This window comes from Paenarthrobacter sp. NPDC057981, from assembly GCF_042886835.1.
GTDB lineage: Bacteria > Actinomycetota > Actinomycetes > Actinomycetales > Micrococcaceae > Arthrobacter.
In genome coordinates this window covers 15361-29515 of the sequence record NZ_JBHVQI010000038.1, presented here as the reverse complement: position 1 = coordinate 29515, position 14155 = coordinate 15361, and the positions used below count along the sequence as shown (strand labels likewise).

The window sequence follows — 14155 nt, the reverse complement described above, 5'->3', positions numbered from 1 at the left end:
GGGTCACTTACGGCCCATCCCGAAGGGGATGATGGGCCGTAAGTGACCCCGCGTTGCTTTAAGGCTTCTAGTTCTCGCCGGCGGAGTCCGAGCGGCCGAGGATCGTCTGGGGGATCCAGAAGGCAAGGGCGAACAGGCCCAGGCACACGGCCATCGGCCACGGGTTGTCAAGGCTCAGGAAAGAGAGCGAGTAGATGGCACCCAGGAAGAGCACGATCATGATCAGGAACAAGACAATGCTCGTGCCGAGGCTGTTTTCTTTTTCAATGGGGGCACTTGTGGCGTTCCTGGACATTCATTCCTCCTCGGCCCCGCAGGGCTCAAAATCTATGGCAGCAGCGGAAGCCTTAGTAGGCAGATGAACCCTGTTCACCTGTGACAATGGCAATTCCGGAACTCGCTCCGATACGTGTTGCACCAGCAGCAATCATAGCCTGTGCGTCGGCCAGGGACCGCACACCGCCGGAGGCTTTGACGCCGAGCTCCGGGCCAACTGTCTTGCGCATCAAGGCAACATCTTCCACAGTGGCACCGCCACCGTTGAATCCGGTGGAGGTCTTGACGAAGTCTGCGCCGGCCTCAACGGCTGCTTCGCAGGCGATGACTTTTTGTTCGTCGGTGAGCATGGAGGTCTCAATGATAACTTTCAGGATGGCCTCGCCGGCGTGGACAGTCTCTGCCACGGCGCGGATGTCATCCACCAAAGCGCCCTTGTCATTGGCGCGGGCCGAGGCCATGTTGATCACCATGTCGATCTCGTTGGCGCCATCGAGCACGGCGCCTCGGGCCTCGAAGCTCTTGACGTCGGTCGGTGTTGCCCCCAGCGGGAAGCCGATCACCGAGCACGTCAGCACTCCCGAGCCCCGGAGGGCTTTGGTGACGGTTTTGACCCACACAGGGTTCACACAAACGGATTTGAACCGGTACTCGACGGCCTCTGCGCATACTTTGAGAATGTCGGCCTCGCTGGCCTCCGGCTTCAAGAGTGTGTGGTCGATGTAGGAGGCGATATTTGCAGGGGCGACGGCTTCGTTGCTCAATGGAATCCTTCCGTGCAGGGCGTGGCCGGCCCGGTGGCCGCAGGGTTGTCACTGCCCGTCAAAGGACCATCTTGCCACACCAGCGCGGGTCTGCCCGGGCCTGCCCGGGGTGCTCAGGCAGACCCGGGCAGACGTCACTTAGGCAGCCATGGCGGTGGGGATCCCGCTTCCCGCCAAACCCAGGAGCATGCCCGATGCACACAGCATCGCCGAAGACTCAGCGGACAGGAGCAGGCCCAAGCGCAGGCCGTCGCAGGACGCGGCATCGCCGATCGCCCAGATGCCAGGGACCGAGGTGGCGAGGTCGCGCCCCACGGCGATTCCGCCGTCGAACGCTGTCTGGAGCCCGGCACTTTCGGCCAGGTCATTGCGTGCGGTGCGTTCTTCTGCGAGAACCACGAGGTCGCCCTTCATGCTGCTGCCGTCCTCAAAGACGATGCCGGCTGCGGGTTGTGTCTGCCCGGCTCCCGCTGAATCGGAGATGACGGCTGTGGGGCGGAGGGTGGTCCGGACCGGACGGACACCGCGTGCCCGGAGCACTGCTTCGGCTTGGCCCGCTGCTGGACCATTGCCGACTAGGATCCCCAGTGGACGGCGTCCGACCGAACGGGTGACGTCCTTGACGGCTTCACCGATGGAGGCGGCGTCGTCAATGGTGGAGTAGTTCAACACGGCGTCGGCGCCTTCTACGGGCGGGAGAGCCGGAGCCGATCCCGTGGCGATGACCAGTTGGTCGTAGGTGAACTCCATGCCGTCCACAGTGGTGACCGTTTTGGCCCCGGCGTCAATGAAACTTGCGGCCTGGCCGAAGCGCACGGAAACCTGGGGCAGTTCTGCCAGTTCCAGGAGGGCATCGGGGCAGTCATCGCGGTTGCTGAGCACGGTGATGGTACCGGCGAAGGGTTGTTGACGGTTATCGGTCCTGCCCGCCAGCCGCCGCACCAGTGCCTGGGCTGCGGGGCCGGCGCCGGCGATGACGATGTGAAGGGAAGTGGAGGACATGGTGGGCCCTTTCGCTGATGACCTGTTTGGTGCTGTTGATGATCAGCGTAGGGGGCCGGTTTTTCGCGGGTGTTTCACCGCTGTTGCCATCTTTGGCGCGTTCGTAGCGTGCCGTTTACCGACCGGTAATAACGTGCGTCACATCCCTGTGCATGCTGCGTCAGTACCGCCGCAGCAGCTCCCGGAATCCGTTGGCCGTGAAGCGGGCGACCACTTGTGCGCGCTCACTCACGCCGTGGGCGCCGACGGGTTCCACGGACGCCAGAAGGCCCGCCACATCGCCCAGGCCCATGGTGAGCTCCACCGCGTGCCCGCCGATCGTCAGCCGGGCAGTCCGGATGTCCGACCACGCATCGGGACCCGGGTCGTCATGCAGGCTGCGGGTAAGGGCCACGTCCTGCCAGCTTCCGTCCAGCCGGACCCGGGCGCGGTAGGTGAGGTCGTCGCCGTTCGCTTCAACCCGGCCATCGGCCAGGAAGGCACGGCCGAATTGTCGGTGGTCAAGGTAGCCGCTCAGCTGCGGTGCTGCGTCCCCGGGTTCCGAGGGGACGACGACGGCGGCCCGGAACTTCAGCGGTTGACCGTCGAGTTCGCCATGCAACTCGTCGTTGAAACGGACACCCGGCGCGGGTTCGGTCATGGCGGTGCAGCGGGCATCCTTTGCGAGACCGTCCGGGTCCATCGCGTCGAGGTACGCCCGGGCATCGCGGTACCCCATGCCGATCAGTGTGTCGGCGTCGATCCGACCCAGATAGAACTCGGGATCCAGCGGCAAGGGATGCTCCGGCCGGATCACATGCAGCACGAAATCCCGCCCTGCTGCAGCCGCGGCGCCAAAGTCGGCCAGGAGGGCGCCCATGGCACTCATCTCGATCATGTGCACGTACTGCTCCAGCGGGCCGTCGCCCCAGTACGGGGAATTGCCGATGCACCAGATCAACCAGACTTCCCGTGCACCCCGACGCAACGCCTCTTCCACGTTCGCGTCCCTGACCCATACGGCATCGGTCCAGATCTTCCCGTCCCGGCGGAGCGGTTCAAGGAAAATGGGCAAGGACATCCCTGCCGCCATCAGCTCAGCGTCAATGTGGGCAGCGTCAATCGCGTGGCACTGTTTCGAGGTGAACTCCACCACGTTGAAGGAACCTTCGACGGCATCCGGTCCAGCGGCGCGGTCACGGATGGTTTCTGCGTTGATGCCGAGGGCCGGGAATATCTTGTTCAGGATGCCGTCGGCGTCACCCAGTGCGGGCAAGGACCATGGCCCTTTGACGTAATCAGCAAAGGGCAGGGCGGAACTGAAATCCTTGACGTCCACGACGGACCAGCGTCGGCACATGTCCTCCGCGGAAACGCCGGAGAGCATCATCCCAGCGGTCAGGATGCCGCCGGAGGTGCCGTCGATGTGCTGGAATTTGAGACCTTCCTCGGCGAGCGCCTTGACCACGCCTGCCTGCCAGGCGACGCGCATTCCGCCACCGGCGAGGACCAAGGAGCGTTTCATCGTCCGGCCAGCCCAGGGGCAGTTGCCGGGATGCGGATCCTGCGCCAGTAGATGAACAGGAGTACCGCCGTGGCGAGGTCGAAGAAGGCGACCCCCAGCGCAACCGGGGCGAAGACTCCGTTCAGTACCCCGATGCCTACCGCCCCGAAGGCCCCGGCTTTCTGGAGCGTGGACCAGAGAACCACCAGAGGGGAGGGAGCACCGCTGAGCAGTGTGTGGAGGAGCAGTCCGCCGACGATCACCATGAACATGCCCACTGTGCCGAAGAGTTGGCGGCTGGTGGCGGTGTCCTCTGCGCCCAGCAAGCGGAGGATTGGCCCTCCGAAGGGTACTTGGACTGCGCCACTGAGGACGGTGATGCCGGCGATGGCGGTGAGGACCGCGCGAAGGGGATCAGTCATGTGAAGGACTCCAGGAGGCGGCCGCGGTCAACGAGGAGCCACACCATCGACGCCCAGGTCAGGGTGGAGACATAGAAGCGGATGTCGTTGAGCAGCATCCACCGTTGAAGCAGCGACCGGAGTTCGGCGTCGTCAGTGAAGTCGCCGCCCCGGATCCGCACGTTGATGGGGATGATGAGGCCTTGGCCCACGATGGTGAGCGTAATGATCCCCACCAGGCAGATGATGGCGAAGATGACCCGGACAGTACCCCATTCGGACCACACCAGGATGCCGCCGGAGATGAACATGACGGGTACCACGATGGTGAAGAACTTGGTGGCGGCCCTGGTGGGGATGCCAAAGTGCATGTCCACGTTGTCGCGGGCCAGTGAACGCCAGGTGGGGTAGAGGAAGAACTTGAGGACCCACATGGTGCCGACGTACATGGTGGCGCCGAACAGGAAATAGAGGGCATTGATCAGCAGGAGCCAGTTCATCGCTTGTCTCCGCCTGGTTCCAGGCCCGGCACGGCCCCTGGTACCCGGCTCCGGTCCGGGGGAGCCAACCACTCCTGCCCTTGCCCTAGGTCCGTCACACTGTCCAGCATGTCGCCGCCTCGAAGTGCCACCGCCTCCAGCTGGGTGGGGGCAGTGAGGAACCATGCTTCGTAGTGGTCATCCAGTACGCCGTGCGCTTGCGGCAGCCAGGCGGTGAAGACCGGTTTGTTATCGACCTGCAATCTTTTCAGGGGCTCGACGCCGGGTACGTCACCCAGGATGAGGCGCGCCTTGGCTTGTGCCCCAAAGGCGATGTCTCCTGTGGCCTCGAAGTAGATGTCGGATTTCCACAGCATGTTCCGGAAGGCGCAGTAGTTGGATGCGGCCAGTTTCAGGGGCAGTCCCAAGGGCTCGGGCCGCTCGATTTCGATGTAGCAGCCCAGTTGGCCGTCGTGGTCGTACTGTGCGGACACGGTGGAGTCGGTGACCACGAAGTCCAGGTTGGCCTGGTGTTTGGGCATGCCCCAGATCCCCTTGCCGCCTTTGACGGAGATTTCCGTGCTGACGGGCAGGTCCACCACGAACTGTCCCAGCTTGAAGGTCTTTTGGAACAGCAACGGCAGGAGGGGCGGGGCAGGCCTGCTGCCATGGGTGATGGCGATGGCCAGGGAGTACTCGATGTATTTGCCGATGTCCGTGGACTTGTAGTTGACCACGGTCACCACCAGCAGGCCTTTGCCGCCCAGGCTGAAGGGCCTCATTTCAGCGCCGGGCAGGACCGCCGCGGCCGCGCGTTTGTTGATGGGGAAGGCTGCCATCAACACCGGGGAATCATCGGAATTGACCGGCATGACGTACTTGATTCCGTCGGCGAAGGCATGCTGGCCACGGAGCTGTTCCTGCCTGCGGGGAACCGGCGAGGGCATGAGCTTGAGCAGGGGAGTGAGAAGTTGGGTGAGGTTCTTCATGGCGTTGGCTCCTGGTGTGTGCCCGTCTGTTGGGTTCCGTTCAGCTCCTGGACGATGACGGGGAACGTGTCCTGCCAGGCGCGCTCGCCAAAGAAGACATCGAGGTGTCCGTAGCCCGGGATGAGATGGAGTGAGTCTTTGCCGGGGCGGTGTTTTTGGAAGAAGTCGTAGCTGCGTTGCTGGCTCTCGGGGAGGAAACAGCGGTTGTCCAGGCCCGCGATGAACGCGAAGCGGGCGTCTGTTTGCGGAGCTTCCGCCACGAGGTTCGCCGGGAGTTGGGGGTGGTTTCCGGCGGCCACCATGTGCCCGGCCTTGATGCTCCGGCCCATTTCTTCGAAGAACGTCACCGGCACCTCCGCGAACTCGCCGCTGAGCCACTGGTGCGTGGCGTCGTCGAGGTTTTCGTGCGACCAGAGGGCGGGACGGCCGCTGCCGTAGGTAAAACTGACCATCTTGCAGACGGTGTTGTCGCACTCGTGGTGGGTGGCTTTGACCAGGCCGCGGATGGCCCGGGTGAAGTAGCCCTGCGATTTGTAGCCCCATGCGGGGGACAGATACGGGGTGAAGACTTTCACCACAGGCGTCAGGTAGTCGATCTTCAGGCGTGAGAAGGCCGGCACCACCGGGTGGAGCGAAACCGCGTTGGAGACAATCGTGTCCACCTGCGGCAACAGCCCGGCGACGGCGGCCATGGTGAACGACGTCGACCCCTGGCAGTGGATCAGAGCCTTCATCGTCTCCGCGCCAGTAGCGTTCAGGACATGCTCGACGGCGGCCGGATGGTCGTACACGGCGGCGTCGGCAAGGGTCCAGGACAGGGGATCGAGGTCGATGGAGGCCCGCCAATTGAGCATCCACACGTCCCAGCCATCTTCCAGGAGGACATCGACCAGCGTGGTCCGGATCGGAGGCCTGAAGAGCTCGGCACGGACCCCGGAACCATGGACCAGGAGCACGGGGCCTTTGGTGGTTTCCGCGGGCGATGTCACGTGGACCAGGCTCAAGGGAGTGTTGTCCCGGGCACGGAACGGGATGACCTCCGTCCGGTGCTCGGCACGGGTGATGATCATGGCGGGCTTCCCTCCTGTGCATTGCTGATGGCATGTGCATTGCTGACGGCCTGTGCATCGCTGACGGCCTGTGCATGGCTGACGCCCTGTGCGATGGTGATGGGTTCTTCAAGCAGTCGCACGGCAGGCAAGCCGGCCTCGGGAACCAGCCGCGCGCCGTCGTCGTCCATCTCCAGCCGCCAGTCACGGCAAATGGTGTCCACCGCCAGGGGGTAGACGGTCAGCCTGCCGTCCGCGGCGAGGTGGAGACGGACGAAGCCTTTGTGGTCCTCGATGGCCTGGCCGGACATCTTCCAGGTGGACACTTCGCCGCTGGGCGTCGCAAGGATGAACAGCGCGAACGCCTCACTTCCCAGCACCCAGCCGCCCACATACACCAGGGCCAGTGCCAGCAGCACCACCACGAAGTCCGGCCAGGTACCGGGCCAGGGAACCAGGATCACGACGGCGGCACTCACCGCGAGCGCCGACAGCTGGCAGAGCGCTCCCCGGGCAAAAACGGTGATCCCGGCAGTGGTCAGGTGCAGGATATTCGCTGCAAAGGTGGTCACGGCCAGAAGCACCGGCATGGCGAGGAGCACAACGGACACCAGGAGCGGGGTGTTGCCGTGGCTGAGCGTGCGGAGGCCATCGATGAAGGATGTGCCGCTGAAGGCGCTGAACACGGTCCAGGCAGTGAGCGCCGCAACAACGTGAACCACTCCCATGGACAGTCCGAAGCCCGGGTTGCGCACCGGTAGCCAGGAAGGGGAGAAGGGATTGGCCAGGCGAGGGCCGAGGCGGTGCGACGCTGACTGGTCCGGATAGATGGTGCGTGTCCGGGTGAAGCGGCGGGTTGGAGACTGCTGGTTGCCTGGTGGCGGGACACTGGGGGAGGCGCCCGTGCCTGCGGCGGCCGGGAGGTGGAGCTCCTTCGGCAACCAGTGGGCGTCCGACAAGTACGCGCCACCAAGTCCGCACGTGATGAGCTGCGTTTTGGCGTGTGTGCCTGGAGAGTCATCTTCATAGCGCGAGTAGTGGTGGAGATCGCCGGTAAGCCAGAGCCGGACACTGGCCCCCGTTGCTTCAAACAGCTGCGTCTCCGGGTTGAAGCGGCGGTGCAGATAGTCCTGCTCAAAGAAGCCGACTTGCCGGAACCCTGCGCTCCCTTTGACCCAGAAGGGCGAAGCTACGCACAGGATGATCGCGTCCCCTGGCTGCAGTTGCGAGGTGACATTCCGGTAGAAGTACTCAAGTTGCGGCTCGTCAATGTACTGGCCCAGTTGACTGTCCAGGCCCAGCAGCCACCATCCTGGGGCGCCGCGATGGTCCGGGCGGGGAGCTTCGCCCGTGAGCCGCAGGGCGAAGTAGCTGCGCGTCTGGATGGTCCGCCATCTGCCGATGCTCCGGTTCCGCGTGAAGATCCGGATGAACGACGTCAGGCCGTCATACCAGTCGTGGTTGCCGGGCAGTGCCAGCATGACCGGCGCTTCGGTGAGTGGCCCGTGTGCAGGCAACGCCATCCGGTAGGGCCCCACCATCCGGTCCTCATATCCGGCTGGGGACGCCACGGGGTACACCTCGTCGCCGCCCAGGACCAGGAGGTGGCCCCTGGGCAGGTCCAGGCCGTGGACAGTGAGCGCGTCCTGCGCCAGCAAGGAGGCAACCGTATAGGTGGCATCGAAGCCGTCCCCAAGGTCGGCAGTGAAATCGAGCCACAGCTCGGAGCGCCTTTCCGAGCCCCTTTCAAGATCAGCGGGAGCCGGCAGGCCGCGCGCGATGACCGCAGGCTGGGCCGGTTGGCCAGGAGCAGGCAGTTTGTCCAGGCTCAGCTGGTCAGCGGGAAAACTGCCTTCCAACTCGCGTTTGTCACCGAAATCGGCGAACACGGTTGCGGCCATGACCTTCAGCGCAGTGCGTGCCAACGACTTCGGCGCGAGCCACCGTACCGCCGGTCTGGGAGTGAAACCCAGGACGGCGTGGTGTTGGGCGAGCTCCCTGCTCTTCATTGCTTCGGCTTGAAGGGGAAGGGCACGCGCCTGGGTACCCGGCCGTAAACCTGCCACAGCTCGCCGCCAAACAACGTCCCGAACGTCAGCAAGCCCGCGGCGGGGGCAGGACCCTCTGCCCGGAAGGTGGTCATTTGCTTGGCGAAGTCCAGTGGGCGGATGAACAGTATCCCCGCACCGACGACACCGTCCTGGCTTCCTCCCACCTCGACGTCCGGCGGGGCGTGGCCCTGCAGAATCGTTGCGTAAAGTGTTGTGGTGTCCGGCCAGAGGTCGAAACCGGCCTCATTGTGGATGAGTTTGTGGCCGGTGAACGTAAGCGGAGTGCCGCCCGGGTCCCGCAACCACAACCGGTACAGCATGCGCCTGGCCGGCCTGCCGTCGTCGGACCGGTCTTCGACGAACAGGTTGAACCAGCCCCGTTCCACAGGCATCCGGCCCCCGAAGTAGTCCGCCAGTACGTACCCCTCCGCCTTGGCCGGGTGCCGGGGATCTGCCGCGAACGCGTCAATGTCCTCCGCGGTAATGGTCAGTTCGAACATGATCTTCCGGGACCTGTCCCTGCCCAGGCTCCTGCCCTTCTCCGGATCCGTGACGCCCGGGCTGAACCAACCGTGCATCTGCTCGGTGAAGCGGACCGAGGTAGCTTCCGTTGCCGCCCTGCCGGGCATTTGCAGGCCACGCGTACCCGCCGACTGCGCCTGCGCCTGTGCCTGGGCAGGGGCGCTCGCGGGTTGTTCGGGCCGAGCCGCCTTGCCTTTGGTGGCATCGGGTGCCAGCGACCGCGGTGCCATACTGCCGACGTCGACGGCGGCGCCAGCCGCCTCCCGCTGGATTGTGTCCTGCGCTGCCGCTTGCGTTGTGTCCTGGGCCGCGGCCGCGTCGCCGGGGCTGATGCCGCGGTGGCGGGCCTTGTTGCCCGCTTCGACGATGTGGGCGCTGGCCCGTTCGGCGAAAGCGGCGATGGTCAGTGACGGGTTGGCGCCCACCGGTCCGGGCATGGCAGCGCCATCGACCACGAACAATCCTGGGTAACCAAAGACTTCCCCGTACGAATCACACACGGCCTCGGCGGGGTGCCTTCCGGCAGGTGCCCCACCGATCGGATGCACGGTGATCACGCGTTTGGCCCACCACAGCGGATTGTCGATGAAGTCGCCGTCCAGGTCCTTGGCGATCTCCGACATTGTCTGCCGGACCCGCCCGAAGTACTCCTTGGACGTTGCCATGGTCCAGGCGATGGCGAGCCTTCCGTCGCGAAGTGTCATGACGCCGTCGGGTATGTCCCGGCCCATACCCAGCAAGGGCACGGAACTGGCCGATAACCGCCCGTCACCCAGCGCAGCGGCGAGGTCCGCCGAGACGTTGGACCGGCCGGCGTCGAACAGCCTGTCTTTGAAAAGCTGGGCCGCCACTTTGGCCGTCCGTTTGACGGCGGTCTTCAGCTGGGCCGTTTCGATCAGCCAGTTCATGAAGGCCGGATACCCGGCATCCTCCACGTAGTAGCCGCGGCCGTCGCCGTCGTCGTCGTTCGAATCCGGGACTCTGACAGCGGTGGTGATGACCGGTCCCTTGCTGCCGGTGAGGGTCCGGACGCCGGGGCGGGAGCCGTTGGTGGCGGGTGTCTTGGCGTCCATGATGAAGGTCAGGAGGTCGCCGTTGCCGCTGAACCGGGTACCGAGGGCGTCGCTGAGGGCCGGGAGGGAGCCATGGTTGCGGAGCAGCAGGAAGTTGGTCCCGAACGTGCCCGCACCCAGAACGAGCCGGCGGCAGTGGATGATGTGCTCGGTGAGCAGCCCGCCCTGGTTATCGGGGTGGTGGATGACGTAGCGGACCTCGTAGCCACCGCCTTCCGTGCCGGGAGCCAAAGGGCGGATTCCCCGGACATCGTGGAACGTGCGAATGTCAGCGCCCTTGAAGGCCGCTGCCGACAGGTAGTTGTGGTCAAGGGTGTTCTTGGCGCCGGCGTTGCAGCCGATGTCGCATTCACCGCCCAGGGTGCAGGTGGTCCGCACGGTGTTGGGGCCGTGGATGCTGCCGTAGTGGGGGAGAGGGAGTGCTTGGTTGGTGCGGGGTGCTGCGCCCGGTCCGCTGGAGAAGGTGACAGCGATGGGTGGCCGGGTGATGGAAAGGCCCAGGTTTGCCGCTGTCTTCTCCATTGCCATGGTCTTGGCCGTGTCCTGGTACGGGTAGGGGACAGGCTGCAGCATGGCTTCGGCGGCATCGTAGAAGGGATCAAGGTCTGCCCTGGTAAACGGCCAATTCTCGTATCCGCCTCCCGGGACCGGGGATTCGTTGACGAACCACTTCTCGTCCTTGCGCAGGAGCACGTTGGCGTAGATGAGCGAGCCCCCTCCAAGTCCGCTGGAGACCAGCCCCTCGGTTCCGCGGAAGGTCCACGCATCGAACAGGCCGTACAAGCCGCGGTCCGGGTCCCAGAAGTTCTTGCCCATCTCCGACGGCGTTCGGGCAAAACTCCCCGGCGGGTAGGGTTTGCCGCGTTCCATCAACACCACGGACTGACCGGCTTCGGCGAGCCGCAAGGCCGCTACCGAGCCGCCAAAACCCGATCCCACAACCACCGCATCCACCTTCTCGATGCTGTGCGGGCTGTGGCGTCGTGGATCATCAGCGGATTCAGGACCCGCATCCCCACTGTTCCCGGTCCCCAGACGACCCATGGCCGTTCCTCTCAGAGGAGAGCTGACTACATGGCAGCGGCAGAGGGTGCCGGGCGTGGCCGGGCGTTGCCTCCGCGGACTATGGGCCTTATGTTCCCACCGGGCAGTGGATCTGTAAATGAGGTGGACTAATGCTGTTTTGCCCGGCTGTCAAAGGATCCGTGCGTACACCATGTCGAAATCGTGCTCCAGCGGTCCACCCGGGTACGTTCCGCGCTCCAGGCGGGCTGTGATGGTGTTCCTGTCTTCGCTGAACCGGCCAATGAACCGCTGCGGCCAGTCCGGTCCGTCCCTGAAGAGTGTCCACACGTTGTCCTTCAGTGTCATGTCGTAGATCCGGGCGACGCCGCGGGAGTCGAAGTAGTGCTGCTGGAAGGCCCCGTCTGAGCCGGTGGCACCGATGATGCTGACGGCGTTGGGATACTCCGGCCGTTGGACTGTGGAGCGCTGGATCAGGAAACCGCCACCTTCCAGCCACTCGAAGGAGGTCCGGCCGTGTGTTTGTGCCGTGGGAATGGTGGTCTCCCAGACGCCAACAAGGACGTTGAGCTGTTCCAGTGAAGGTTCAGGATTCCGTGCCATGACCGCCTTCTTTTTCGTGGGTGCCGACAGCTTCAGGGTAGAACCGGCCGGGCACGTCGCCTAGGGTGTGGCGGGTCTGGTCGTGCCGCCCGTGGCAATGGCAGGATGGGCCCATGACCCTCGTTACCTGTGATCTCACTGTGTCCCTTGACGGCTTTGTTGCCGGTCCGCACCAGAGCATGGAGCAACCGCTCGGTGAAGGCGGAGAAAAACTGCACCGGTGGCAGTTCAAAGAACGCGACATCAACGCGGCCGAGGTGGCCGGGATACTCGAAGCCGGTGCGTACATCATGGGCCGGAACATGTTCGCCGGGCCAGGGGAAGGGCTCTGGGAGAAGGAATGGCGCGGCTGGTGGGGTGAAGAACCGCCGTACCATGCCCCGGTTTTCGTGCTGACCTCCCACGAGCATGAGCCCCTGGTGATGGACGGTGGCACCACGTTCCACTTCGTCAATGACGACGTCGAGTCGGTGCTCTCGCGCGCCAAGGAAGCTGCGGGCGGGAAGAACGTTGCCATAGCCGGCGGCGCTTCGACCGCCAGACAGTTCCTGTCAGCCGGGCTTATCGATGAGCTGCGGCTCCACGTCGCCCCGGTGGTTCTGGGCGGCGGCGAGCGCTTGCTGGATGGAGTGGGGGACTTGAAGCTTGAGCCCCTGGAGGTTCGGGGAACCAGCCTGGTCTCGCACCTGCGGTACAAGGTGGGCTAGGGGACTGCCAGCAGGGGCTGCGAACGCCGAGTTCGCGGGAAAACTGCCAATTCGCCGGAAGCTTCCCTGCGAGCTCGCAGCGTTCCCACGAACTCGCCGAAGCCGCTGCAGAATGTCCGCCCACCGCTGTACACTCGAGTATCGAACATATATTCGAATAAAGGTGTGTTGTGGGCGTGATAGTCGGCCCCCGCGTGATAGATGCGGGCTTTTCCTTGATGTCGGTGCTGCTGGCTCCCGTGGCTGTGGCGGCGGGGTATCCCTCGCCGGCTCAGGACTACTTCGATGGCAGGATTGACCTCAATGAGCACCTGATCAAGGACGTCACCAGCACCTTCGTGGTGCGGGTCACCGGCCAGTCCATGGAAGCTGCCGGGATCAGCGACGGCGACGAGTTGATTGTCAACCGGGCGTTGGAACCCAAGGATGGGTCCGTCGTCGTCGCTGTTTTGGACGGTGAGCTGACTATCAAGCGGTTGCGCATCACCGCGCAGGGTGTGGTGCTGCAGGCGGACAACCCCACTTTCCCGGACATCAAGGTGGCCGCATTATCGGAACTGACCATCTGGGGCGTAGCGACGACGTGCCTGCACCATGTCTAGGCCGCCGGCGGTGCTGTCGAACTGCGGATCACCAGTTCCGGCGTCAGCTTTTGGTCCGCTGCGGGGGAATCCGGATTCTTCAGCCGCTCCAAGGCGATCACTCCCGCGGCCTGGCCCAGGGAAACGGCGTGCAGGTCCACGGTGGTGAGGTCAATGCCGTGCAGCTTGGCGATCCTCGAATTGTCGTAGCCCACCAGCGACAGGTCCTCGGGAATGGACAGTCCCAGGGCGTGGGCGGCTTCGCGGGCGCCCAGTGCCAGTTGATCGTTGTGGGTGAAGATCGCCGTCGGCCGGTCCGCTTGCGCCAGAAGGGCGGTGGCGGCCCGCTGCCCGGCTTCCTGGGTGAAGTCTTCGGCCGCCAGCGTCAGGGGCTTCAGCCCGGCGTCGTGCATGGTCTTTTGGTAACTGCGTCGCCGGACGGTGTGCCCGTCGTAAGTGGGCCCCGCAATGTGGGCGATGCGCCGGTGCCCGAGGCCGAGGAGGTGCTCGGTGGCCGCCCGCGCACCCACGACATCGTCCGAGTACACGCTGTCAACGTCCGGCACCGGCCGGGTGACGCTGACCAGCGGCACGATCCGCGCCAATTCCTGCACTTGCTCGTCCGGATCCAGCAGCGTCGCAGCGATGATGATCCCCGCCCGGGCCTCTATGAGGGACTCCAGCGCGCCCCGGTCAACGCCGTCCACGGACCGGGATACGCTCAGGATGAGCCGGTTGCCTTCCTGCGGAAGGGCCATGCGCACGCCGCTGAGGATGTCGGCGTATACCTCGTTTCGGATATCCATCAAGTAAAGCCCGACGGCGGAACGGTGCTTGCGTGCCAGGTCGGCGGCTGCCGCGTTGGGTCGGTATCCCAGACGCTTGGCGGCGTCGAAGATGGCTTCCTTGGTTTCACCGCTGACTCCTGGCGCTCCCCGGAAGGCGAATGACACCAGCGTTCTGGAGACACCCACTTCGCGGGCTACATCACTTTGCGTTGCGGGTCGGTGCGGGCGGTCGGCGGCCATGCCCTCCATCCTCCCATGTCACAGAAAGGACAAAATGAGGTGTTTGTTAGTTTGACCTTACATTTAAGCCTTTCGCGCGTTAGTCTGGATTTAGAGCGGATATGTATGACCCGCAACACACTGA

Annotated in this window: 14 protein-coding genes; 2 read left to right on the top strand and 12 right to left on the bottom strand. The window is 64.5% G+C overall.

The features are described 5' to 3' along the window. Window positions 1-67 precede the first annotated feature (67 nt). From ACFVSI_RS21280 to ACFVSI_RS21230, 11 genes are all read right to left on the bottom strand, one after another. Window positions 68-295 carry a hypothetical protein gene (locus tag ACFVSI_RS21280; protein WP_387828249.1) on the bottom strand — a complete coding sequence of 76 codons (228 nt, stop codon included), beginning with the start codon at window positions 293-295 and terminating at the stop codon, window positions 68-70. Between the two features lie 52 nt (window positions 296-347). Next, window positions 348-1040, bottom strand: coding sequence for a deoxyribose-phosphate aldolase (deoC, locus tag ACFVSI_RS21275; protein ID WP_387828246.1), 693 nt, complete (start codon window positions 1038-1040; stop codon window positions 348-350). 138 nt (window positions 1041-1178) lie between these two features. Then, complete coding sequence (locus ACFVSI_RS21270) at window positions 1179-2042, bottom strand: FAD-dependent oxidoreductase (RefSeq protein ID WP_387828243.1); 864 nt, start codon at window positions 2040-2042, stop codon at window positions 1179-1181. A 160-nt stretch (window positions 2043-2202) separates the two neighbouring features. After that, entirely contained in the window at window positions 2203-3546 is a 1344-nt protein-coding gene (locus ACFVSI_RS21265; RefSeq protein ID WP_387828240.1) for a patatin-like phospholipase family protein, read from the bottom strand. Then, a complete protein-coding gene (locus ACFVSI_RS21260; RefSeq protein ID WP_387828237.1) occupies window positions 3543-3947 on the bottom strand; it encodes a hypothetical protein in 405 nt (134 codons plus the stop codon). The genes ACFVSI_RS21265 and ACFVSI_RS21260 overlap by 4 nt, the downstream gene beginning before the upstream one ends. Continuing rightward, window positions 3944-4426 (bottom strand): hypothetical protein, encoded by a 483-nt coding sequence (locus ACFVSI_RS21255; protein ID WP_387828235.1) that lies wholly within the window; start codon window positions 4424-4426, stop codon window positions 3944-3946. Before ACFVSI_RS21255 ends, ACFVSI_RS21260 begins: the two co-directional genes overlap by 4 nt. Further along, complete coding sequence (locus ACFVSI_RS21250; protein WP_387828233.1) at window positions 4423-5394, bottom strand: acetoacetate decarboxylase family protein; 972 nt, start codon at window positions 5392-5394, stop codon at window positions 4423-4425. The genes ACFVSI_RS21255 and ACFVSI_RS21250 overlap by 4 nt, the downstream gene beginning before the upstream one ends. After that, complete coding sequence (locus ACFVSI_RS21245; RefSeq protein WP_387828230.1) at window positions 5391-6464, bottom strand: alpha/beta fold hydrolase; 1074 nt, start codon at window positions 6462-6464, stop codon at window positions 5391-5393. Before ACFVSI_RS21245 ends, ACFVSI_RS21250 begins: the two co-directional genes overlap by 4 nt. Further along, on the bottom strand, window positions 6461-8452 hold the full coding sequence (locus ACFVSI_RS21240) for a hypothetical protein (RefSeq protein ID WP_387828227.1): 1992 nt from the start codon (window positions 8450-8452) through the stop codon (window positions 6461-6463). Before ACFVSI_RS21240 ends, ACFVSI_RS21245 begins: the two co-directional genes overlap by 4 nt. Further along, complete coding sequence (locus ACFVSI_RS21235) at window positions 8449-11133, bottom strand: GMC oxidoreductase (RefSeq protein ID WP_387828224.1); 2685 nt, start codon at window positions 11131-11133, stop codon at window positions 8449-8451. The genes ACFVSI_RS21240 and ACFVSI_RS21235 overlap by 4 nt, the downstream gene beginning before the upstream one ends. 150 nt (window positions 11134-11283) lie before the next feature. Beyond that, on the bottom strand, window positions 11284-11715 hold the full coding sequence (locus ACFVSI_RS21230) for a hypothetical protein (protein ID WP_387828222.1): 432 nt from the start codon (window positions 11713-11715) through the stop codon (window positions 11284-11286). A gap of 113 nt (window positions 11716-11828) precedes the next feature. Between ACFVSI_RS21230 and ACFVSI_RS21225 the strand changes: the two genes are divergently transcribed. Further along, window positions 11829-12422: a dihydrofolate reductase family protein gene (locus ACFVSI_RS21225; RefSeq protein ID WP_387828219.1), complete on the top strand. Its 594-nt coding sequence runs from the start codon at window positions 11829-11831 to the stop codon at window positions 12420-12422. 170 nt (window positions 12423-12592) lie between these two features. Next, entirely contained in the window at window positions 12593-13024 is a 432-nt protein-coding gene (locus ACFVSI_RS21220) for a LexA family protein (RefSeq protein WP_387828216.1), read from the top strand. On the opposite strand, the gene ACFVSI_RS21215 is transcribed toward ACFVSI_RS21220, so the two are convergent. Then, window positions 13021-14031 (bottom strand): LacI family DNA-binding transcriptional regulator, encoded by a 1011-nt coding sequence (locus ACFVSI_RS21215; RefSeq protein ID WP_387828213.1) that lies wholly within the window; start codon window positions 14029-14031, stop codon window positions 13021-13023. The two genes, ACFVSI_RS21220 and ACFVSI_RS21215, sit on opposite strands and share 4 nt — an antisense overlap. Between the last annotated feature and the right edge of the window lie 124 nt (window positions 14032-14155).